This is a genomic window from Luteibacter mycovicinus (assembly GCF_000745235.1).
Classification (GTDB): domain Bacteria; phylum Pseudomonadota; class Gammaproteobacteria; order Xanthomonadales; family Rhodanobacteraceae; genus Luteibacter; species Luteibacter mycovicinus.
The window spans coordinates 3,686,171-3,708,296 of the sequence record NZ_JQNL01000001.1 but is presented as its reverse complement, the minus strand read 5'-3'; the positions used below and the strand labels follow the sequence as shown (position 1 = coordinate 3,708,296).

At 65.8% G+C, this 22,126-nt stretch carries 20 protein-coding genes; 7 read left to right on the top strand and 13 right to left on the bottom strand.

Annotation, left to right across the window (positions count from 1 at the left end; genetic code table 11):
- Positions 1–58 precede the first annotated feature (58 nt).
- The 7 genes from FA85_RS16320 to FA85_RS16290 form a co-directional block, all read right to left on the bottom strand.
- Positions 59–2,437 (bottom strand): hypothetical protein, encoded by a 2,379-nt coding sequence (locus tag FA85_RS16320; RefSeq protein WP_051943862.1) that lies wholly within the window; start codon positions 2,435–2,437, stop codon positions 59–61.
- A complete protein-coding gene (locus tag FA85_RS16315) occupies positions 2,434–3,654 on the bottom strand; it encodes a DUF3142 domain-containing protein (protein ID WP_051943864.1) in 1,221 nt (406 codons plus the stop codon). The genes FA85_RS16320 and FA85_RS16315 overlap by 4 nt, the downstream gene beginning before the upstream one ends.
- A gap of 117 nt (positions 3,655–3,771) precedes the next feature.
- Entirely contained in the window at positions 3,772–4,374 is a 603-nt protein-coding gene (locus FA85_RS16310) for a response regulator transcription factor (protein ID WP_036114856.1), read from the bottom strand.
- Positions 4,371–5,507 (bottom strand): sensor histidine kinase, encoded by a 1,137-nt coding sequence (locus FA85_RS16305; RefSeq protein ID WP_051943865.1) that lies wholly within the window; start codon positions 5,505–5,507, stop codon positions 4,371–4,373. Before FA85_RS16305 ends, FA85_RS16310 begins: the two co-directional genes overlap by 4 nt.
- Positions 5,504–6,727 carry a sensor histidine kinase gene (locus tag FA85_RS16300; protein WP_051943868.1) on the bottom strand — a complete coding sequence of 408 codons (1,224 nt, stop codon included), beginning with the start codon at positions 6,725–6,727 and terminating at the stop codon, positions 5,504–5,506. The genes FA85_RS16305 and FA85_RS16300 overlap by 4 nt, the downstream gene beginning before the upstream one ends.
- Positions 6,728–6,733: 6 nt before the next feature.
- Positions 6,734–7,513: an ABC transporter permease gene (locus FA85_RS16295; protein ID WP_036114860.1), complete on the bottom strand. Its 780-nt coding sequence runs from the start codon at positions 7,511–7,513 to the stop codon at positions 6,734–6,736.
- The gene (locus FA85_RS16290) at positions 7,510–8,430 is read right to left on the bottom strand and encodes an ABC transporter ATP-binding protein (RefSeq protein ID WP_036114862.1); all 921 of its coding nucleotides are present in this window, start codon (positions 8,428–8,430) and stop codon (positions 7,510–7,512) included. The genes FA85_RS16295 and FA85_RS16290 overlap by 4 nt, the downstream gene beginning before the upstream one ends.
- A 175-nt stretch (positions 8,431–8,605) precedes the next feature.
- Here FA85_RS16290 and FA85_RS16285 point away from each other — a divergent pair, with 175 nt between their 5' ends.
- The 3 genes from FA85_RS16285 to upp all read left to right on the top strand — a co-directional run bounded on the left by FA85_RS16285 (position 8,606) and on the right by upp (position 11,269).
- Positions 8,606–10,108 carry an aminotransferase class III-fold pyridoxal phosphate-dependent enzyme gene (locus tag FA85_RS16285; RefSeq protein WP_036114867.1) on the top strand — a complete coding sequence of 501 codons (1,503 nt, stop codon included), beginning with the start codon at positions 8,606–8,608 and terminating at the stop codon, positions 10,106–10,108.
- Positions 10,109–10,259: 151 nt separating this feature from the next.
- Positions 10,260–10,574, top strand: a complete 315-nt coding sequence (locus FA85_RS16280; RefSeq protein ID WP_036114869.1) for a PsiF family protein — start codon at positions 10,260–10,262, stop codon at positions 10,572–10,574.
- A 59-nt stretch (positions 10,575–10,633) separates the two neighbouring features.
- A complete protein-coding gene (upp, locus tag FA85_RS16275) occupies positions 10,634–11,269 on the top strand; it encodes a uracil phosphoribosyltransferase (protein ID WP_036114872.1) in 636 nt (211 codons plus the stop codon).
- A gap of 25 nt (positions 11,270–11,294) precedes the next feature.
- Here the strand turns inward: upp and FA85_RS22195 are convergent, their stop codons facing one another.
- The 3 genes from FA85_RS22195 to FA85_RS16260 are packed head-to-tail and all read right to left on the bottom strand — an operon-like array spanning position 11,295 to position 12,903.
- Complete coding sequence (locus FA85_RS22195) at positions 11,295–11,708, bottom strand: roadblock/LC7 domain-containing protein (RefSeq protein ID WP_051943869.1); 414 nt, start codon at positions 11,706–11,708, stop codon at positions 11,295–11,297.
- Entirely contained in the window at positions 11,702–12,241 is a 540-nt protein-coding gene (locus FA85_RS16265; protein WP_036114875.1) for a GTP-binding protein, read from the bottom strand. Before FA85_RS16265 ends, FA85_RS22195 begins: the two co-directional genes overlap by 7 nt.
- Before the next feature lie 5 nt (positions 12,242–12,246).
- A complete protein-coding gene (locus FA85_RS16260) occupies positions 12,247–12,903 on the bottom strand; it encodes a hypothetical protein (protein WP_156108784.1) in 657 nt (218 codons plus the stop codon).
- Positions 12,904–13,135: 232 nt separating this feature from the next.
- On the opposite strand from FA85_RS16260, the gene FA85_RS16255 reads away from it, so the two are divergent.
- Positions 13,136–15,871 (top strand): lamin tail domain-containing protein, encoded by a 2,736-nt coding sequence (locus FA85_RS16255; RefSeq protein WP_081907549.1) that lies wholly within the window; start codon positions 13,136–13,138, stop codon positions 15,869–15,871.
- 97 nt (positions 15,872–15,968) lie between these two features.
- On the opposite strand, the gene pip is transcribed toward FA85_RS16255, so the two are convergent.
- The 3 genes from pip to FA85_RS16240 form a co-directional block, all read right to left on the bottom strand.
- Positions 15,969–16,925: a prolyl aminopeptidase gene (pip, locus tag FA85_RS16250; RefSeq protein ID WP_036114880.1), complete on the bottom strand. Its 957-nt coding sequence runs from the start codon at positions 16,923–16,925 to the stop codon at positions 15,969–15,971.
- Between the two features lie 76 nt (positions 16,926–17,001).
- Positions 17,002–17,661 carry a polysaccharide deacetylase family protein gene (locus FA85_RS16245; RefSeq protein WP_036114883.1) on the bottom strand — a complete coding sequence of 220 codons (660 nt, stop codon included), beginning with the start codon at positions 17,659–17,661 and terminating at the stop codon, positions 17,002–17,004.
- Between the two features lie 58 nt (positions 17,662–17,719).
- Positions 17,720–18,916, bottom strand: coding sequence for a glycosyltransferase family 2 protein (locus tag FA85_RS16240; protein ID WP_051943870.1), 1,197 nt, complete (start codon positions 18,914–18,916; stop codon positions 17,720–17,722).
- 170 nt (positions 18,917–19,086) lie between these two features.
- Between FA85_RS16240 and FA85_RS16235 the strand changes: the two genes are divergently transcribed.
- From FA85_RS16235 to FA85_RS16225, 3 genes are read left to right on the top strand one after another with little or no spacing between them, the layout of a single operon-like run.
- The gene (locus tag FA85_RS16235) at positions 19,087–19,800 is read left to right on the top strand and encodes an SAM-dependent methyltransferase (protein WP_036114888.1); all 714 of its coding nucleotides are present in this window, start codon (positions 19,087–19,089) and stop codon (positions 19,798–19,800) included.
- Between the two features lie 2 nt (positions 19,801–19,802).
- Positions 19,803–21,095, top strand: coding sequence for an MFS transporter (locus FA85_RS16230; RefSeq protein ID WP_036114889.1), 1,293 nt, complete (start codon positions 19,803–19,805; stop codon positions 21,093–21,095).
- Positions 21,092–22,111 (top strand): acyltransferase, encoded by a 1,020-nt coding sequence (locus FA85_RS16225; RefSeq protein WP_081907551.1) that lies wholly within the window; start codon positions 21,092–21,094, stop codon positions 22,109–22,111. Before FA85_RS16230 ends, FA85_RS16225 begins: the two co-directional genes overlap by 4 nt.
- The last annotated feature ends 15 nt before the right edge of the window (positions 22,112–22,126 follow it).

Below are 22,126 nucleotides of genomic sequence, written 5' to 3'. Positions count from 1 at the left end.
GGCAACATCGGGTAACGGGTGGGGATTATCGCCCACACCCGCCTCCGGGGCGACCTCGTCAGACGCGGGGCTTCCGTCGACGCCGGACGATGACCCAGCCGAAGCCTGCGGCAACGAGCGCCAGCACGATGATTTCGACGATCAGATGCTTACGGATGAAGTGCTTCACCGCCCTCACCTGCTGCGCACGCTTGAGTTCCCGAGCCCGATCGAAATCCGGCTGCTCGCACGTCCGACCGAAGTCGTCGGCCCATTCGACGTACGGGCCCTGCTTCACGTAACGCGCGTAGTAAGCCTCGGCGCGACGCTGACGTTCGCTGACCGGTTTGCCTGCCTCGCCCTCTTCCGGCTCGTCGTAACCGGGCGGACCGTCGAGCATCCATCCTGCGGCGACGCACAGGCTCGCGGCGAAGGCCTGGGAGCGCGGCGGCAGCAGGTCGGCGGCGGATACGGCTTCATCGGCCGCGACGTAACGGTAGTGGAAGCGCTGGTCGGGTTGCGCCGTGCTATCCGCGAAGCGCTGACGCTCCCCGCCGGTTACCAGGTCGTCCTTCAGCGTCGCCGCCGTCTGGCCACTGCCGCCCGGGTAGCTGCCGCCTTCGTCGCGATAGTCCGGGCCCTGCTCGTAACCGAGCAGTTCCATGCCGTGCTCGCGGGCGATCCTCGCCGCCGCGAAACGCGCCTCGGCCTTGCCGATATCGGTCCAGCGGCGATCGCCATCATGCAGGTCGTCGGCGTAGGCCTTCGCGGTGGCGCGCAGGTCGACCTCCGCGTAACGCTTGTCCACACCGCTGGGGAAATACGTATAAGCATCGTCGAAACGGCCGGCACGCATCAGGCGACGCGCGAGCATCCAGCGCAGGCGATCGCCCAGCGTGAGCGAGTACGGCGACGCGAGCGCAGCATCCTTGTCATCGGCCTTCGGCGCAGGCGTCGCCGTGGGCGCGTTCGTATCCACGAAGCTCTTCAGTTCATCGACGGTGAGAACGCGCTCGCCGATGTACATCGTGTCGTTGCCGTAGCCTGCGCCGACGCCCTCGCCATCTTCGCCATAAACGTTGCCGTCGCCACCGACGGCGGTGGAAGCCTCATACATGCGCGTCATCGCTTCGACGTAGTCGCCGCGGGCCAGCGCGAGCACGCCACGTTCGCCCATCAGCTGATGCACGCTGGCGGGCTCGAGCGCGGCCTTGGGATCGTCTGCGCGAGGGAAGGCCTTCGCCGCCTCCGCATAGGCCCCGGCGGCCGCGTTGCGATCGCCCTTGCGCAGTGCCAGCTTGGCGCGAACCCAGGCGGCGAGCGGACCGTCCGCGTGCGCAACGAGTTTCCCGGCGTCGTCGTACCTGCCCAGCGAGTAAGTCAGCGAGGCCAGGCGATCCGCCGCGGCGACCTTGTCCGGCGCCACCTTGCCGATGGCATCGATGAGCGCGCTGAGTGTGGGATCGGGCTGGCCGTCGGTCGTCTGAGGAGCGACCCGAGCCAGCGCGTAGGTAACGAGCAGGCGCTGGGAGATCGGACCGTCGACGAGTGCCTGCGCCTGCACCGGCACGGCGAGGACCGCGCCGGCCAGGGCGGCAAGCGATTCAACCGCGATGCCGGAGCCGTGACCGGCTTGCGCGGCGTACAGCGCGATCGCGTGTTTGAGATCGGCGGCCGGGATATCGGCGATGCAGTCGTCGCCGCTGACCATCTCGGCCCAGAGGCACGGTTTCCCATTGGCGTACAGGCTCTGGCGTGCCTCCTCACCGAAACTGGCGACCGCCAGGCCCTGCGCATCCGAGGCGCCGGCGAGCACGCGGGCACGCGTGTCCTGGAAGGCCTTCACCGCCGCCGCGCGTTCGGCGGCAAACGCGGGCGTACCGAACGCCTTGCCAGCGCGCAGCGCGTGAACCTCGCCAAGCATGTAAGCCGCCCACGCGCCGCGCGCTTTTGCCTGGTCCGGTGCCAGTGCCGCCGCCGCTTCGAACTGGCCCTGAGCCTTGGCGAGCGCGTCACCGTCAAAACCGGTGCAGAGCGGCCGGCCGGCGACGTCGGGGTAGTCGACCTCGGGCGCCTCCGGGCAGTCGGCCACCGCGCGCTTCCAGTCGACCGCGCCGGCCACGTAGCCCCGCACGTCCGCCGGGAGACCCTCGCCCGCGACGAAGGCATCCGCGCCGCTCGCCGATGCCATGAGCGTTTTCACCCGCTCCGCCTGATCCGGCGGAAGATCGGGCTTCGTATCCCGTTCGCCGTAGCGGCTGGCTTCGACGGCGACCAGCGCATCGGTCGACGGCAGCAGATGTGCAGCCTCGAAAGCAAAGGTGTTCTGCGGCACGGCCGCCAGGGTGGCGGCGCGGTCGTCCAGCATCTGGGACGGGAACCACGGCCCGCAGGCCAGGGCGACCGCGCCTGCCAGAGCCAGCGCCGTGCCGACGGCCAGCGAATGGGACTTCATCATGAAAGCGGCGCTCCTTCAGCGCGGATGGATAAGGTGACGGGCGAACCCGCCGGGCAGCGCGCCCAGCCGATCGGCCGCTGAACGTGTGCGGGCAGTGGACGGGCTTGCCGTGAAACGAGTTCGAGGCCGTCGTCGGTGCGACGTACGACATATCCGTCGACACCATCGGCGACATCGCAGCCATGCGGAAGCCGCACGGCGACGGGCGCGACGGCGTCGATACCGCCGGGGTTGTCGATGAGTACGTCGGCGGCCGCGTCGCCGGTGCCGGGACGAAGCGTGGCCCGCAGCGCCGGTGCGTCCAGTTTCCCCGTCACCACGCCGCGCCATGTGGCGAGGCTCCAGGCACGCGTGTCCTCCGGTGTCGGAAGGCGGAACCAGGCCACGCCGACCAGACCTGCCGGCCGGGCGCGAGCGAGTCGGTCGACCACCCCGCGCACCGCGACGGGTGAGGCGTAGAGTTCGGAAGCGACGGCACCCGCGGCGCGTGCACCCTGCTCGCTTTCGACCGCGAGCAAGGTGCCGTCGGCGTTCCAGCTCACCCGGGATCCGTACGTAGGCAGGGCGACCCGGAACGGCTTATGGGTATGTCGGGCGAAGTCGGCGATCCAGCCGATCGCCACGTCCGGATCGAACAGACCCGCTTGCGGTGCCTGCACGGCGTGCACCTGCAGGACGGACTCATCGGGTACCGCGAGCACGGTGTCGAGATCGGGCGACCCTATCCAGGTGGGAAGTGCCGTGATCGATAGTGGCACGCCGCCAAGCTCGCCTTTCAGATGGCGCAGAAAGCTGGCATAGGCCGGCAGGCGCGCCGTGGGGCAGTCGTAGTCGATCTCGACGCCCGCCGCGGCTGCCCCCGCGTCGTGCACCAGTCCGGCCACGCGCGACACCAGAGACGCCTCGTCGAAATGCGAAAGACGGCCGTCGATACGCACCACGAACACCACCGGGCGTCCGGTGGCGGCCAGCGCGGCGCGGTCCGGGGTGAAAACATGATAGCCGCCGTCGTTGTCGGCCTGTGCGACCAGTACGCGCCAGTCGCGAACCAGATCCGACGAGGACGCCACGGACTCACGCAGCGATGGAGTCCACTGGCGCTGCCAGATGTAGGCGTCGTGGGTGAGTGGCGCGGGCGGGTGGGTGCAGGCGGACAGAAGCGTCCACAGCGCCAGAGCGATCGCCGGACGAAGACGCGGAGGCCGCGACCTGTTCATGCGTGTGTTCGCGAGCGGGCTCGCTCCTACATTGGGCCCTGAGTGCCGCCGCATGCGAGTGGATCTCCGTGACGCCGGCTGGCGTGGGCAGGTGCATTCTACCCGGCGGATCGCCCCTCAGAGCCACCCTTTTTGGCGGGCCAGGCGGTAGGCCTCGATCCGGTTCGCGGCGCCGAGCTTACCGATGGCTTCTGACAGGTAATTCCGAACCGTGCCATGGGAGAGGTTCAGCTGCGTACCGATGTCGCTGGCCGACTGCCCCTCCCCTGCCAGGCGAAGAACCTGCCGTTCGCGATCGTTCAGCGGGTCGGCATCGGACCAGGCTTCCAGCGCGAGCTGGGGATCGATGGCGCGACCGCCGCGATGCACGGTGCGCAACGCATCGGCCAGATTCTCCGCCGGTGCGTCCTTGAGCAGATAGCCACTGACGCCCGCGTCGAGGGCACGACGGAGGAAGCCCGGACGAGCGAACGTCGTCACGATGACGACCTTGATCGGCAGCTCATGCCGATGCACCCGCTGCGCGATCTCCAGCCCGGTCAGCCCGGGCATCTCGATGTCGGTGACCAGCACATCGGGCTTCAGACGCTGGAGCTCGCGCCAGGCCGTCTCACCATCGGCGGCGGTACCGAGCATTTCGATATCGGACTCCAGGTTGAGCAGCGCCGACAACGCGCCGCGCACCATCGCCTGATCTTCCGCAAGAAGTACCCGGATCATGCGGAGCGCTCCACCAGGCCACGGGCGCGTGGCAGGTTGATCGCGAGCAGCGTGCCCTGGCGCGCCGGGGACTCGATGGCCAGCCGGCCACCGATCCGCCGGATGCGTTCGCGCATGCCCGATACGCCGTTGCCATGGGCCGCCAGTCCTCCGCAGCCGTTGTCCGTGATGCGCATCGAAAATTCCTCTCCATTCCGGGTAATGACGACACGTGCCTCGGTGGCACTCGAATGTCGGTGAATATTGGTGACGGCCTCACGCAGGACGAGGGCCAGTTCGGCCTCCGCCGTGGGTGCGAGATCGAAGCGATCGGGTAGCTCGGCGGACAAGGCGATACCGGACGCTTCCAGCATGACGCGTGCGGAAACGATTTCCCCGGCAAGGTCACCGGCACGAAGACCGGTCACCGCGCTGCGAACCTCGGCCAGTGTATGCCGCGCGACGCGCTCGACTTCCTCCATTTCCTGCTGCGCCCGCACCGGATCGGCCAGCGCGAGACGCTTGGCCAGCTCGGACTTGAGGGTGATCAGCGACAACGTATGGCCCAGCAGATCGTGGAGGTCGCGCCCGATGCGCTCGCGCTCGGCCAGCGTGGCGAGACGCTGCACCTCGTCCTGCGAAAGCCGCAGCGCCGCATCGCGGCGGGCGCCGCGCACGTAGAGGTAGTTGCCGCAACCTGAGATCAACCCGGCGGCGAACACGATCGATACATGGAGAAAAGGGATGCCGAAGGCGAACGCCCAGGCCAGGGTCATCGCCGTGGCGGCCAGCGTGCCCACCAGCCAGAACCACGGTCGACGGGCGTACGCCAACAGGGACACGCCGAGCACGACGTAGCCCAACGAGATGGGATTGACCAGCCACAGGACGAAACCGAGTGCGACGATGGCAGCGGCGTAAAACGGCAACCGGCACAACGGGCCGATGAAAACGCCCACCGTACAAGCCACGTAGACCACGATCGAGGCAAGTGTCGGCGCCATCCACGACCACTGAAAACCGTGGACGGCCAATGGCCCCTGGACCAGGCCGATCAGCCAGAACATCTGCACGCCCGCCTGCCAGCGCAGGTAGGTCGGGGAACGGAAACTCGCCAGCAGCGAATCCGGGTGGGTAGCCGGCCAGTACTTCATGACGCGAGACGCTGGTTACCGGGCAGCGCGCCCGGCAGTTCGCCACGAGGCGGCGTCACCAGCCGGTCGCCGGGGTTCAACGGGACCGTGATGCGCACGCGCGTGCCGGCACCGCGAGCCGACTCGAACGAAAGCGTGCCCCCCAGCTTGCGCACGCGCTCGCGCATGCCACAGATACCGTTGCCTTCATCCGATACGCCACCCTTACCGTCATCGATGACGGTGAGTAACAGTTCCTTGCCGTGCACCTCGACGCGCGCTTCGGCGATCGACGCACGCGCGTGACGATGCACGTTGGTGACCGCCTCGCGCAGGACGAGAGCCAGCTCGGCTTCGATCCGCTCGGAAAGGACGGGCAGTTCGGTGGTGTACTCGAAGCCGACCATCGACGCATTCAGCAGAAGACGCGCCGAGGCCAGTTCGGCGGCGATGCCCGAGGCGCGGATACCGGTGACCGCGGAACGCACCTCGGCGAGGGCATGCCGGGCTACGCGCTCGGCTTCCTCCATCTCACGGCGCGCCGCCGCTTCGTCTTTGTCGAGCAGTCGGCGCGACAGCTCGAGCTTCAGCGTGATGAGCGACAAGGTGTGACCGAGCAGATCGTGCAGGTCGCGGCCGATACGCTCTCGCTCGGCCATCGCGGCAAGGCGGCGGACCTCGTCGTGGGACAGCTTGAGTTCCGCGTCACGCTGCGCGTTGTACCGGTAGATCACGTTGATCGAGCCGACGCACAACGCAATGAAGGTGATGCCGGCGATGATCGCCGGAGGCCAAGAATAGACGTACCAGCCCACGAGGACAAACGCACCGAGCACGCCGCCCATGCCACTGAATGACCGTTTTGGCGAACCGTCGAAGCCGACCATCGCGCAGGCATAGATGACATAACACCCCCCGGCGCTCGCATTGACCCCCATGACGGCAAAGCCCAGCAGCGCGGCCGCGCCGCCAAGCCAGGGCGACCATCTCAGCGACCGCGTGTAACAGAGCGCATACAGGCCGAGGAACACCGGAAACGAAGTCGCCGTTACGAGCCACCAGTGCGGCGAAAGTGTCCTTGCGAACGCAAGATCGCCGAAGACGTAGACCGTCCAGACCAGATGAAACAGGCTGGCAACGCGCAGGCGCGGCTTGTCGCGGAAGCGATTCCAGAGCGAGTCCGGTGCTGGCGTTAACCACGAGCGGGCCATACGGGTGTCCGAGGAAAGGCGTGGCGTCATGCTACTTCAACCGTAGCGGCGCAGGCGGCGCGTCGCGATCAGGAGAAAAACCGCGGTGAACCCGAGCAGGACAAGCGCGTGGATCGCGTCACCGCCCTCTCCGAGACCTACCACCGAGAGCGCCAGCCGGTCGAGATGATACGCAGGCCACAACGGCGCGATGGACTGCAGGAACGGCGGCAGCACCGGCAACGGAATCCACAGGCCCGACAGGAAAGCCATCGGCAGGTAGATCAGGTTGACCACCCCGGGCGCGCCCTGCCCCTTCACCAGCGTACCGATCAGCAGGCCCAGCGCGCAGAAAGGCAGGACGCCGAGCACCTGGAGTACGAAAAAGGCGGCGATGCGCGATGCGGGCAACGATACGCCGGCGACGAAGGTCGCCAGGCAAAGCAGGATGATCGAGATGATGGCGGCCACCAGCACGGCCATGCACATCTTGCCGATGAGGTATGCGCCGGGAGGCATGGGCAAGGCGCGCTTGAGTGTCAGTAGCCCCGTATCACGCTCCAGCGCCAGCGATACGCCGAAGCCGAACAGCCCCGGCGCCATGACGCCGAACGTGCCGTACGAGGCAAGTAGATAGCGTGGCGCATCGGCGCTGTTCGAATGCGCGAGGAAGATGCCGAACATCACGTAGAACACCGACGGGAACAGCAGCGTCGGCAGCAGGAACCCTGGATTGCGCAGGTAGCGCAGGCATTCCGCCCGGGCTTCCTGGAGATAAGCGTTGATCAGGCGCCCGGCGGTCATCACCGGCACGGCGGTACTTTGGATCGTGTTCATGCGGCCTCCCGGGCGACGTCGCCGGCTTCGGATTCGCGGGTGATTTCGGTGAAGGCCTCCGCCAGACCGGCACGCTGCACTTCCAGTTCGGACAGTGTCGGATCCGCATCGAGCAGGCGGCGCACGACGCCTTCCGCCTGCGTCGTGGCGACGGTCAGACGCCCCTGATGCGTGTCGACCGAGGAGACTTCGGGCCACTGCGCGATGATGTCCACCGGTGTCGTGGTATCACAGCGAACACGGCGCACAGCCACATGCGCGCGTAGCGCATCGACCGTCCCTTCGGAGATCACCTTGCCTTTGGCGATGACGCAGACGCGGTCGGCCAGCGCTTCGGCTTCTTCCAGGTAGTGCGTGGTCAGCACCACGGCACAGCCGCCGGCGACCAGCGTGCGGATGGCGGCCCACAGCGCCTGCCGGGCCGTGATATCCATGCCGACCGTAGGCTCGTCGAGAAAGAGGATTTCGGGACGCCCCGCCAGCGCCATGGCGAACTGCACACGGCGTTGCTGACCGCCCGACAGATCGCTGTACTTCCGGCCAAGCAAGTCGACGATGCCGGCCAGCGCGGCGGACTCCGGGACGGGGCGCGGCTCCGGGTAGTAGCTCGCCGTGAGGGTGAGCAACTCGCGCACCTTCAAGGTGGGCGGCAGACTCGCCGACTGCAACATGACGCCGATACGCCGACGCGCGTCGATGTCCTGCGGATCGCGGCCGAAAAGGCTGGCGGTACCGCTGTCGGCGCGGATGAGACCCAGCAGCAGACCGATGCTCGTGCTCTTACCGGCCCCATTAGGCCCGAGCATTGCCAGCAACTCGCCACGGTGAATGGAAAGATCGATGCCGTCGAGCGCGACGAGGTTGCCGTAGCGCTTGCCGACTTGGTCCAGACGTGCAATGCAGGTGTCGTTGTTCATGAGTGCCCTCCCTTGCGTCGCAACATATTCGTACGTAACCCCTTGGTGGCAGTCGCTTGCGTCATTGTGCGAATGTGACAAGCGTCACCCGGGGGTTACGGGGCCAAAAACCGCATGCTATGCTGGGTCATTAAACCCTTTACATATAAACACTTAGCGGTCGAAGGAGTGCGTTATGGACGTTATCGGTCATCTGCGTGAGCTGCGTGAATTCGGTGGCTCGGCGCGTACGCGGGGCCTCCCGGATACGACCATCGCCCGCTTCGCCTCCTCCGACCCCGCGCTGGTCCGTGCCATCGAAGAGGCGGTCGCCTATCACCGCGCGCTGCGTACCGACATGGCCGACTTCCTCCGCCTGGACGAAGCCGAACAGATCCACCAGCTGCAGTCGAGCCTCGTCAACTTCTATCCCGACGACGGTCTCAATCCGTATGTGCCCGCCGCGGCTCGCGGCCCGTGGGTCGTCACGCTGAAAGGTGCCGTGGTCCACGACAACGGCGGCTACGGCATGCTCGGCTTCGGTCACAACCCGGAGGCGATCATCGAAGCGATGTCGCGTCCGCAGGTCATGGCCAACGTGATGACGGCCAACGTCTCGCAGACGCGTCTTTGCGCCGCGCTGCGCAAGGAACTCGGTCGCACGCGCGGCGGCAGCCCGTATACGCATTTCCTCTGTCTCAACTCCGGCTCGGAATCGGTCACGCTGGCCGGCCGCATCGCCGACGTCAACGCACGCCTCATGACCGATCCGGGCGCGCGTCACGCGGGTCGCAGCATCAAGCGTCTCGCCGTGAAGGGCGCCTTCCACGGCCGCACCGAGCGCCCGGCCCTCTACTCCGATTCCTCGCGTCGCAACTACCAGCAGCACCTGGCCAGCTTCCGTAACGAAGACTCGCTGATCACGGTCGAGCCCTATAACGTCGCGGGTCTGAAGGCCGCGTTTGCCGAAGCCGATCGCCAGGGCTGGTTCATCGAGGCGATGTTCCTCGAGCCGGTCATGGGCGAAGGCGATCCGGGCCGTGCGCTCACGCCGGAGTTTTACGCCGCCGCACGCGAACTCACCCGCGAGCACGGCACCCTGCTGCTGGTCGATTCGATCCAGGCCGGCCTGCGTGCGCACGGCGTGCTGTCGATCGTCGATTACCCCGGCTTCGAGTCGATGGAAGCGCCGGACATGGAGACCTTTTCCAAGGCGCTCAACGCTGGCCAGTACCCCCTCTCCGTCCTCGCCGTCACCGAGCGCACCGCCGGCCTGTATCGCAAGGGCATCTACGGCAACACAATGACCGCCAACCCGCGCGCCCTCGACGTCGCCGTCGCCACGCTGGCCGAACTGACCGACACGGTGCGCGACAACATCGTGGCGCGTGGCCGTGAATTCGTGCAGAAGCTCGAGGGCCTCAAGAACGAACTCGGCGGCCTGATCACCAAGGTCCAGGGCACGGGCCTGTTGTTCTCCTGCGAGCTGGCCCCCGAGTTCAAGTGCTATGGCGAGGGCTCCACCGAGGAATACATGCGCGAGCGCGGCATCGGTGTGATTCACGGCGGCGCCAACTCGCTGCGCTTCACCCCGCACTTCCAGGTGACCAGCGCCGAGGTGGACCTCATCATCGAGGAGATCCGCCATGCGCTGAAGGAAGGCCCGCGCCGGGCGGAATCGTCAACCAAGGCGGCGTAACAGTCCCTGTAGGAGCGCGCCTCGCGCGCGATCCCCGACCGCGATGAGCCCCGACCGCCATTGCGTAGCCCCGAAAAATCGCGCGCGAGGCGCGCTCCTACAGGTTAAGCTCGGACCGCCGGATTGGCCCGGCGTCACGTAGGGGTTCGCCATGCGTACGCAGATTCGTGTCCTTGCCGTAGCTTCGCTTCTCGCCTTCGCCACAGGCGCCCTCGCCGCCTCGCCACAAGCGCCCGCCAAAAAGGACCTCACGCCGCAACAACAGCGGATGAGCACCTGCAATACGCAAGCCACCGGCAAGAAGGGCGACGAGCGCAGAGCCTTCATGAGCGGCTGCCTGAAGGGTGAGCAGCCGGCCAAGGCGACGCAGCAGGACAAAATGAAATCGTGTAACGCCGACGCATCGGCAAAGAGCCTCAAGGGCGACGAACGCAAGCGCTACATGAGCACCTGTCTCAAGGGCTGATCAACAGACCGGGCGCCGCGTGCGAGAATGGCGCGTCGCCCACTGCCCCGTTTCCGTCCATGAAAATCGTCGAAGTCCGTCACCCCCTCATCCAGCACAAGCTCGGCCTCATGCGCGCCGCGGGCATCAGCACGAAGGAATTCCGTGAGCTGGCCTCCGAGGTCGCCGCGTTGCTGACGTACGAGGCCACGGCCGACATGGAAACCGAGTGCAAGACCATCCAGGGCTGGGCTGGCCCCGTCGAGGTCACCCACATCAAGGGCAAGAAGGTCACCATCGTTCCGATCCTGCGCGCGGGCCTCGGGATGCTCACCGGCGTGCTCGAGATGATCCCGGCGGCGAAGGTCAGCGTGGTCGGCCTCCAGCGCGACGAGGAAACGCTCGAGCCTGTCGCCTACTACGAAAAGCTCAGTGGCGGCATGGACGAGCGCACGGCGATCATCGTCGATCCGATGCTGGCGACCGCGGGCACGCTGGTCGCCACCGTCGACATGCTCAAGGCGGCCGGCGCGAAGCGGATCAAGGGCCTGTTCCTGGTCGCCGCACCCGAAGGCCTCAAACGCATCGAGGCCGCACATCCGGACATCGAGATCTACGTCGCCTCCATCGACGACCATCTCAATGAACTGGGTTACATCCTGCCCGGCCTAGGCGACGCGGGCGACAAGATCTTCGGCACCAAGCAGAAGACCTGAGTCCTGACGAACGTCGCACCGCGAATCAGCCGGTGACGGCTTCGCGGGCGTCGAGCGCGGCGGCCAGCCGGGAGGCATGCTGCCGCGTCGTGTAAAGCATCTGCCCGAGTCCCGAGTGAGTACCACCGGCGACGCAGACGACGACATCGAGATGCTCGCCGCGCGCCTGGCAAAGCACGACGTGCCCTCCTTCCGCTTCGATGCATACGTGCCGGCACGCCCCCAGATGCGCTTCGTGACTGCCCAGCTCGCCGAGCGCGGCGAGCGAGCCCGCGACGGCGGCCAGCCGGGCCGGATCGTCGCCCGGTTCGACCCGGCACGCCAGCTGCAAGCCATCGCTCGTGGTCACGATCACGGCGCGTACGCCCCGGACGTCACGCAGCAGGCGATCGGCCGTCCGTTCGCATAATGTGCGGGATTCCTCGTCGACCGTCAGCACGCGACCTCCGCATGGGCGGTCAGCTGCCAGAGCAGCAGATCGATCAGCTGCAGGACATCGTCCTTGCGCGTCGCGTTGGCCGCGATCACCGGACAGGTGACGCCGTGGCGTGCCGCCACGCGGACGAAGGCATCGAGACCCGGCAGCGGATGCCCTTCGGTGCGGCCGATGCCCACCACGCAGGGTGCCGTGCGCAACAGATCGGCGAAGCCGGCGAGGTAGCGCGAGAAGTCCTCCAGCGGCGCCGGCCGGCTGTTGTCGATGAGTATGATCAGACCGAGCGCGCCGCGGCCGATGATCTTCCACATGAAGTCGAAACGTTCCTGGCCCGGCGTACCGTAAAGGCGCAGCGTCTCGCCATCGGCGAGCACCAGTTCGCCGTAATCCATACCGACCGTGGTGGTCGCCTTGGCGAAACCCGCATCCATGTTGCGTGCTTCGGTGGCCATCGGCGCGACGTCACTGACCGCGGCTATCGCGGTGGTCTTGCCGGCGCCGGTGGTGCCGGTGAACACAAGCTTGAATTCAGGCATCGCTATCAGAGTCCCAGTCGTGCACGGATACGCCCGATCACGCCGACGCGCTCACGCACGGTCAGGCTCGACAGAAACGGATTCTGGATATCGCGTTTTCCGGCGGTGAGCGGCTCGCTGGACAGCAACCCCGCGTCATGCAGGTCGGTGAGCAACTGGCGGCATTCGCCGGCGGTGCAGCCGATCATCCGGGTGAGCTCGCCGGCGCTGACGTCCGCACGCAGCAGGACCGCGGACATGCGCATGCGCTCCCGCGTCGCGACCAGTCCGGCTTCGGGCCAGTGGCGCAGCCGGAAGCTGTTGGTCGCCATCGCATGACGGTCGATGCGTGAGGGCAGCGCCGGCGATGCCTGCTCGAGCAGGTCGCCCAGTTCGTTCAACGTATCTTCGAGCGTGTGATAGTTGAAGGGGAACGCCAGCACCCGGCTGTGTTGGGTCGCGTCCGCGTAGGCACCCCTTCCGACAGGCTGCAGTGCGATGCGATTGTCTTCGCTGCGTACCACCAGATCGCCTTCGACCGCCGTAGCGATCCAGCGCTGACGAAGCCGGCCATCGATCACCCGCATCAGCGAGCGCAGCACCATTTCATGTCGCGTCTCGACGTCCCGGCACTCGAACGTCAGCCCTCGCCGTTCCTGCCGGAAAAGCGCATCACTGTTCACGAAATCCCCCGATAACGCGCTGAAAACGGTGTTTTCGCCACCGTGCTGGGAGTGAGATTAGCCAGCACGGCAGGCGAATAGCGCGACATTCGTCACACATCCGGTGCGTCACATTCCACTGTCATAAATTTGCGTCAGACTCGCCGGTACGGACCTTCACGGGGGGAACGTCGCGCGAGGACCGGGCGACGCTGTGGGTCGCGTACAACCAACGACTCGAGGGGACATTCGAATGCGTTTGACCACGTCACAGCGCGCCACATGGGCGGCGCTGGCAGGCCTCATGGCCGTCCTTCCGCTGCAGGCGGCGGACCTTTCCATCACCCAGTTCCGCGTACGCGGGCCCGCCGGCGGCAACGACGAATTCGTCGAGGTGCAGAACACCGGCACCGCCGCGCTGGACGTGTCCGGCTACAAGTTCAACGCATCCAACGCGAGCGGCACGACCGGCACACGCTTCACCTTCCCTGCCGGGACATCGGTCGCTCCGGGCTGCTTCCTGCTGCTTTCCAACAAGGCGGCATCGGGCTATTCGGGCACGGTAACGCCTGACCTGAGCTACTCCACCGGCGTCACCGACGACGGTGGCCTCGCTCTGCTCGACGCCTCGGGCTCGGTCATCGATCAGGTAGGCCTCAGCGCGGGTTCGGCGTACAAGCTCGGCACGGCGCTGACGACGCTGGGTACCGGCAATTCGGACCAGGGTTACCAGCGCAAGGTCAACGGCGCAGGCCTGCCGCAGTCCACCGGCGACAACTCGGCGGACTGGGTGAAGGTCGCACCGACCGCTCCGCGCGCAAGCACATCGCCGTGCACGGTCCAGGGCACCAGCCTGTCGATCGCCGATGCCACAGTGAGCCTGCGTAACGGCGACGACGTGCCGATGCCGTTCTCAGTCACGCTGAGCGAGCCGGCGGACACCGACGTCACCGTGCATGCCCGGACCGCCGACGACACCGCCACCGTGGCGGCCGGCGACTATGACGCCGTGGATACGACGCTCACGATTCCGGCCGGTTCGACCACGACGACCCTCACGGTGAACGTGCACGGGGCTAGGGCGGCCGGACCGGACAAGGCGCTGCGCGTCAACCTGTCCAACGCGACGGGTGACGTGACGCTGGCGAAGGACACGGCCGTCGGCGCCATCCTCAATCAGATCCCCATCGCCGCCGAAATCTGGCAGGTCACCGGTCGCGGTCAGGTCTCGCCACTGGTCGGCAAGCGTGTCGCCACGACGGGTAACGTGGTGACCGCCGTCGGCCCCGCAGGCTTCACCATCCAGACGCCGGACAACCGTGCGGATGACGACCGCCTCACCTCCAACGGCATCTATGTGTTCACCAGTTCGGCACCGACGGTCAAGATCGGTGACCTGGTGAACGTGGAAGCGACGGTCGACAATTATTACAACCTGCCTGAGCTGAAGAGCGCCACGGTCGTCACGACGATGCACGGCGCGAAGCTGCCGGCCGCCGTCGTCTTCGATGACAAGATCCCCTCCACGGATCCCAACGCCCTTTCCTGCGGCGACACCAACTTCCAGTGCTATGTCGGCATGCGTGTCGCCATCGACAACGGCATGATCACCACAGGCAACCTGCGCTTCAGCAACGAACCGTTCGCCGAGGTGTACATCACCGCCAATGGCCAGCGTTCGCTGCGCAAGCCGGGCGTGCGCTACACGGTAGCCGTGCCCGACGGCGTCAACCTGCCGAACTGGTCGGGCAACCCGGAAGTGTTCAAGATGAACACCGCCGACTACGGTGCCGTGCCGGCCAACACGCCATTCAACGCGGGCACCACGTTCCGCGCGGAAGGCGTCATGTCGTACGCGTTCGGTGCGTATACGCTGATCCCGACCAAGGTCACGGTGAAGAAAGCGGTCGAACTGCCGCGTCCCGTGGACTCGCGTGCGTTCTACGCGGTGCGGGTGGGCGCGCTCAACACCGAGCGTTTCTGCGACACCAACTTCAACACGACCTTTACCTGCAGCGGCGGCGACACCGAGCCGACGGCGGATCAGGTCAAACTTAAGACGCAGCGCCTGTCCGCATACATCGGCGGCGTGCTCAAGCTGCCCGACATCCTCTCTGTGGAAGAAGTGAAGAGCCTCGCCGTGCTGCAGGGCCTCGCCAGGCAACTGGGTGACGACTACCCGGCACAGTACGAAGCGTTCCTGCAGGAAGGCCACGATCCGAGCGGTATCAACGTCGGTTTCCTGGTGCGTACCGACCGCGTACGCGTGCTCGACGTGCGCCAGCTGGGCGCGGATGAAACCTGGGAGGATCAGGGTTCGACCGCCTTCGTGCACGACCATCCGCCGCTGCTGCTGACCGCCGAAGTACCGTCGATCCTCGGCAAGATGCGCATCAACGTGATCTCGGTGCACCCGAAGGCACGCCAGAACGTGGACAAGACCGGCACCACCGCCGATCGCGACCGCGAAAAGCGCTTCCTGCAGGCGAAGTCGCTGGCGACCCAGGTCCAGGCGATTCAGACCGACCGCAAGAACCTTCTCGCGCCGCTGCTGGTCGTCGGTGACTTCAACGCGTATCAGTTCAGCGATGGCTTCACCGACGTAGTCGGCCTGATATCCGGTCGCTACGACGACAGCCAGAACCTGCTGAAGCTGGGCAAGAACCTGGTCAGGCCGGCACTGTGGAACGCCGTGGATTCGGTACCGGCGAACGATCGTTATTCGTTCCTGTTCACCGAGAACTTCGGCAACATCCAGGGCCAGGCCCCGCGCTCGGTGCCGACGCACCAGGTGCTCGACCATGCGCTGCTCAACACGGTGGCCCGTGGCCTGTTCCTCAAGATGCAGTACGGCCGCGGCAACCTCGACGCACCGGTACAGACGCTGGACGATTCCGCGTCGGCGACCGATGTGAAGAAGGCGCTGGGCTCATCGGACCACGATGGTTTCGTGGTCGACATGGTGACGCTGCCGCTGGGTTTGTTCTAAACCCCGTGTAGGAGCGCGCCCTGCGCGCGAAAGGCTCTGTGCGACGCTCTGTCGCGAACGGGCTTTTCGCGCGCGGGGCGCGCTCCTACCTGTTTTGTCAGCCGGCAAACCGATCCGTAGCCCGTACCAGCTCCTTGATGATCCCCGGCTCGAACGCCGAATGCCCCGCGTCCTGCACGATCTTCAGATCGGCTTCCGGGAACGCGCGATGCAGATCCCATGCGCTACGCACGGGACACACCACGTCGTAACGTCCCTGCACGATCACCGTGGGGATATGGCGAATCTTGCTCACGTCGCGCAACAGCTGGCCGTCGACCTCGAAGAAGCCGGCATTGACGAAGTAGTGGCATTCGATCCGGGCGAACGCGAGCGCGAACTCGTCCTCGCCGCTTGACGCGATATGCCCCTCGTCCTGGTAAAGGTAGCTGGTCGCGCCCTCCCACACCGACCACGCCCGTGCCGCGGCCACGCGGACCGCCGGGTCTTCACTGGTCAGCCGGCGATGGTAGGCGCTGATCAGGTCGCCGTGCTCCGCCTGCGGAATGGCCGACAGATACGTCTCCCAGGCATCGGGATAGAGCTGGTCGCAACCGCCCTGGTAGAACCACTCCAGTTCCGAACGACGCAGCATGAAGATGCCGCGCAGGACGAGTTCGCTCACGCGATCCGGATGCTTCTCGGCATAGGCCAGCGCCAGCGTGGAGCCCCACGAGCCGCCGAAGACCTGCCACGTGTCGATACCCAGATGCTCGCGAAGGCGCTCGATGTCGGCGACCAGATCCCACGTCGTGTTATCGGTCAGTTCGGCATGCGGTGTGGACTTGCCACAGCCACGCTGGTCGAAGAGCACGATGCGGTACTTCTTCGGATCGAAGAAGCGACGGCAACGCGGATTCGTGCCGCCACCCGGGCCGCCGTGGAGAAAGACCACCGGCTTGCCCTGAGGATTGCCGCTTTCCTCGAAATAGAGCGTGTGCAGCGGCGAGACCGCGAGCGTGCCGCTGTTGAAGGGCTCGATCGACGGGTAGAGGTCGGGAGAATCCTGGGCCATGGGGGCGGGTCCTGTGGAGAGGCGGGCCCAATAGGCTAATGGGCGCACCGCCGCCTGCCAACCTGAAGCGCTTCGGCTACCGGGCGTCCCGCAGGTGACCGGCGGTGACGAAGCTGAAACCCATCGTTCGCAGCGCGGGTACGACGAGCCTGACGACCTCGGCGATCGCGGGACGGGCCCTTTCGCCCTCGTCACCATCGTGAAGCAGCACGATCGCGCCGGGGTGCACCTGCTCGATCACGTGACGCACGACACGGCCGGTGTGGTCCTTTGCCTCGACCTCGTCCCAGTCGCGCGGATCGATCGACCAGCCGACGAGCGTCACGCCTTCTTCGGCGAGGCGCCCCGTCTGGGCCGCGGAAATCTCGCCGAAGGGTGGACGAAACAGCGTCACTGGCGTGCCCGACACATCCTCCAGCAGCGCGCGGGCCGGCAGAACCTCGGTCATCCAGAACGTCCCAGGATCGAGCGCTCGCAGATCGCGATGAGTGAAACCGTGATTGCCTACCTCGTGCCCGTCACGTGCGATGGCCCGCACCGTGTCGGTCGCACGGCGTGCCTTCTCGCCCACACAGAAGAAGGTGGCTTGCACGTCGCACTCGCGCAGCGTCGTCAGCAAGGCCGATGTCGCCCGTCCCGGGCCGTCGTCGAACGTCAAAGCGATCTCGCGTCGATCGGTGCGACCACGGCCGATGTACGTATCCGGAAACTGGGAGAGAAATGCGTGGTAATCCATGCCGTGTCGTCAGGTAGAAGGGCAGCGTAGCCTGGTCTCGCCTTGCATCCGGCGCTGATCAGCGGGTCAGCCAGCTCTTGCGTCCGCCGCGCAGTTCGTCGACCAGGCCGATCACATTGGCCGGCAGCAACAAGGTATCGATGCCGGTGTTGTAGAGCGAAACCAGCAGCATGTCCCGCCAGCCGAGCTTCAGCCTGTGGCGTGCCTGCAGACAGGCGACTCCGTTCAGCAGAGCCATCACCACCCAGTTCGCGACAGCCAGACCGAACAGCAGCCTGCTGTCGTAGAGCCAGGCGGCGGCGATGCTCAGCAGTAGCGTCGGCAGAAGGGCCGACTGCGCCCAGAGCAGCCACCAGGGCAACATCTTCATCGTATGCGCGCGGGATATCCGCCAGGCGACACGGAACGATTCCAGCCTGCCACGGGCCCAGCGACGTCGCTGCCGGAACAGTCCGAACAAGGTCGAAGGACAGACCGTATAGGCGATGGCATCCGGCGCGTAGCCGATGGTGTAGCCGTGTGCCAGTGCTCGCCAGGTCCAGGCAATGTCCTCCACCAGCCACTCGCCCCAGCCACCCAGCTCCCGAATCACGGCGGTCTTGTGCAAGGAGAACGCGCCGGCGACGACGTTGACCATCCCCATGCGGCTCTGAACGAATCGGATCGTCGCCAGTGCGCCGACATGCTCGTAAAACTGGAAGCTGTGCAGCCAGGAATCGTGGCGACCGGCTGGCACGATGAGGCCACAGGCCGCCGCGTGCGTGGGCGACGCGTACAGCGCCTCCACCGCCAGCCGCAGGGCTCCCGGCAGAATGACAGTGTCGCTGTCGATCACCGTCACGACATCGGACTCGGCCGAAATCAAGGGGAGCGCCGCATCGAGCGCTCGCCCCTTGGCACCACTGTTTCGCGCGAGCGAACACAGCACGTAGTGCTTCCGTCGGGGATGTCGCAACCATTCGGCAAGACAGCCGGGTGTCGCATTGCTCGAACCGTCGTCGATGAGGATGACTTCCATCTTTCCGCGATAGTCGGTCGCCTCGATCGCGTCGAGCGTACGCAGAAACGAGTCCTCGGGTTCGTTGAAGAACGGCACGAGAATGGAAACGAACGGATAGGTCGCCGCCCCCGGGGTGGCGACCTGCACGGGACGAAACGCCTTCACCACCGACCAGACAAGCAGAAACAAGAGACACAGCGCCAGAAGCAAAGTCGAAAAGCCGATAAAGCCCAGAAGCACCGATAGACTGATCATATTGACAACGATGTCATGAGGTCGGCGTCGAGCATGTCGTTCCGGTCTGCGGCAATCTGTGAGGAGCCGCACAGTTTCCATCCCCCGACGAGTGTCTTTTATCCGGGCACCTTTTACGGCGGCGAAAGCTGCACCTGCATTGATCATCCGTCCTCGCGGAGTCCGGCGACATGGCACCCTCTTCTCAAAAACTTCTTTCCGAAAACGTGCCTTGCACGCCGTCGTCCGCAGGAAGATTTGACATCGGTGTCATTCTCGGCGACTGCGGCATCGAGCCAACGGTCGAACGCCATAACGCGGCCGCGGATGCCATTTCATGGCCACTGATCGATTATTCGTCCTGCCCGCCTACCGACGACCAGATCGCCATCAATCGCTGGCTGACGCACGCTCCGCTGGCGGGCAAACGCATCCTGCATGTCGGGGCGGGCAATTCGTCTCTCGCCAGTCTGCTGGCGGACAAAGTCGGCGCCATTGTCGCGGTCACGGTCTCCGTCGATGAATTGCGACATGCACAGATGCTCGACCTGCCCGGCTATACGCCACTGCTCATGAACAAGCATGGCGAAGCCTTCGCCAACGCTTTCGATGCAGGGTCGTTCGATTACATCGTCGACAACAACCTGAGCAGCTTTGCCTGCTGCCAGAAGCACTTCGAGCGTTACTTCGCTGCGATCGCCGAAGCACTGGCGGAGGATGGCGTCATCCTCACGCATTGGCTCGGTATGCGATGGGTGCTCGATGTCGGCGTGGACGATGTCGAGCCCGCCTGGCTGCTCGACGAGCGTAAACTGCGAACGGTCGCCACCGCGTTCGGCCTGCGACTGGACAGCGACGGCGATGTGTTCTTCATGCGGCACGCGGATCGATCCAGCGGATCGTGAGCATGATCGGAGCGATGGACCGGTTGCGGCGGGTGTGGCGCATTGGCCGCAGGGAGCCACGTTTCAAGCTGCTGCTTCTGGACAATCTGACGACCACGCTCGGAGCCAGCTTCACGCTGGTCGCCTTGCCGTTTCTGGTCATGCGGCTGACCGGAAAAGCATGGGACCTCGGCATCACGATGGCGATCGAGGCTGCGCCGGGCCTTTGTCTGTTGCTGGCTTTCCCGCGTCTGCTCGATCGCGTCGACCCGTTGCGAACGCTGCGCCTGTGTCGGTGGTTCTTCGTCGTCGCCAATGCGGCGATCGCGTCGCTGGTCTGGCTGGGTGGCATGTCGATCGTCGCCGTATACGTGTCGACCGCACTCGGTGGCGTCGTCTGGGCCGTGGCATTTCCCGCCGGGCGCGCCGTGTTCACTTTGTATGTCCGCAAAGGCTGGCTGTCGATCGGCAACGCGATCTTCGCGCTGGTCTCGGCGGCGGCGACCGTGGTACTGCCGCTGGTTGCCGGATGGCTGGTTTTCGGCACCCGGGGAGATGCGGGATTGGCCGTGGCATTCGGCATCGACGCGATCTGCGTCTTCTGCTCCCTGCCATTGCTGGCTGCGCTGAGCCGCCATGCCCCGATCCGCCGATCGCCCGGCGGGCCATCGAGCCCACGGGTCACACCGTCGGACACGACCGGGGCCGCAGCCATCCCACGCGTGTTCCATGCCTATGTCTTCGCCAGCTCGGTGCTCGTGTTCGGTCCGGTGCAGGTCCTGCTGCCCTTGATCCTGGCCAGATATCGAGGCGGGAGTTATCTGCTGATCTATGTCGTGCAGTGCATCGGTGTCGGCGTGGCCAGCGCGGTCGCCCTGCGCGTCGCGCCTTCCTTCCGAGGTACCGTGCGCCGGATGCTGGCCTGCTGGGCCGTCGCATCTTCCGCCTACCTGGTTCTTCATCAGGCAAGCGGTCCGGCGATGACGCTGCTGGCGTTCTTCCTGCTTGCCGTCGCCGCCGCCCGCCATGGCGTCCAGTCGCAGTCGTGGCTGCAACGCCATGTTCCGTCACGCGATGTGGGCCAGGAGATGACACGTTTTGCGGCGGCCACGTTGTGTGGCACGCCCATCGCTGCCTTGCTGACCGGCGGTCTCATGGACGCGCTGGGTTTCGAATCCGCGACCCTGATCCTGTCGCTGGCGATCACGCTTGGCGTGCTCCTGGGGGCACTGCATGTGCATCGACTCGGTGCCGCTTTACACGCTGACTCCCGCGCTCATCGGTCGAGTCCTTCGACGTCGAGACCGGTCGGATGACACCGCAAGCGGGTCGCTCGCCCGCCATGGACGTCACACGAGCGGTCGCCTGCGCCATGGTGGTGCTGGTCCACACCGCCGCCACCTATTTCTATGCGTTCGGGCCGATGTGGCTGCCATCCGTGACATACGACGCCGTCGCCAGGGCTGCGGTTCCGATCTTCTTCATGTTGTCCGGGGCATTGCTGCTGTGGAAGGACGAGCCGATCCCGACGTTCTATCGCCGCCGCGCGTCGCGCGTCGTGCCGCCCCTGGTGTTCTGGACCGTCGTGTATGTCGTCGTCTTCGGTGACCGCTCCGTTTCATGGACCGCTCACGTCGCCCATTACCTCATGGAGCCGTACCGACACCTTTGGTACTTCTACGTGGCTTTGGGCCTCTATCTTTCCGCACCCTTCCTGAGCAGGATGTTGCGAGCGTCGACGCCAGCGGAGACAAGGGTCTTCCTGATGCTATGGTTCCTGGTGTCCTGCGTGCTCAACCAGGTGCGCCTGCTGGTGTCGGAAGACTGGGATCCGCCATCGTTCCTGGGCGTGCAGCTGTTCTCAGGATTCGTCGGCTACTTCGTGCTGGGAGCCTATCTCACTCGCTACGCTTCGGTCGTCTCGCCGGCCGACCGATGGCGATGTCTGCTGGTCTTCGTGGCATCGGTGGGGGGTATCGTCGTGGCGACGTGCCTGTATTCGGGATACCGGGGCGAGCCGAACGAGTTCTTCTTCGCGTACCAGACGCCTCTGGTCGCGATGTCGTCCGTGTCCGCTTTCGTATGGCTGACGACCATCACCCGGGTACCGACACCGCTGATGACGCCGATCCGGTGGATCGCCGACGGTTCGCTCGGCATCTATGGGCTGCATCCCATGATCCTGTGGCTCTATGTGGAACACTTGCGCGTCGACAACGATCTGACCACGCGGTGGGCCCGCATCCCGATCGTCTGGCTCGCGGTCTTCGTTTCGACGGCTCTCGTGATTCACCTGGCAAGGAAAATACCGCTGTTGCGGCGCGTCGCCTGACGCTTGGCTCGGAGC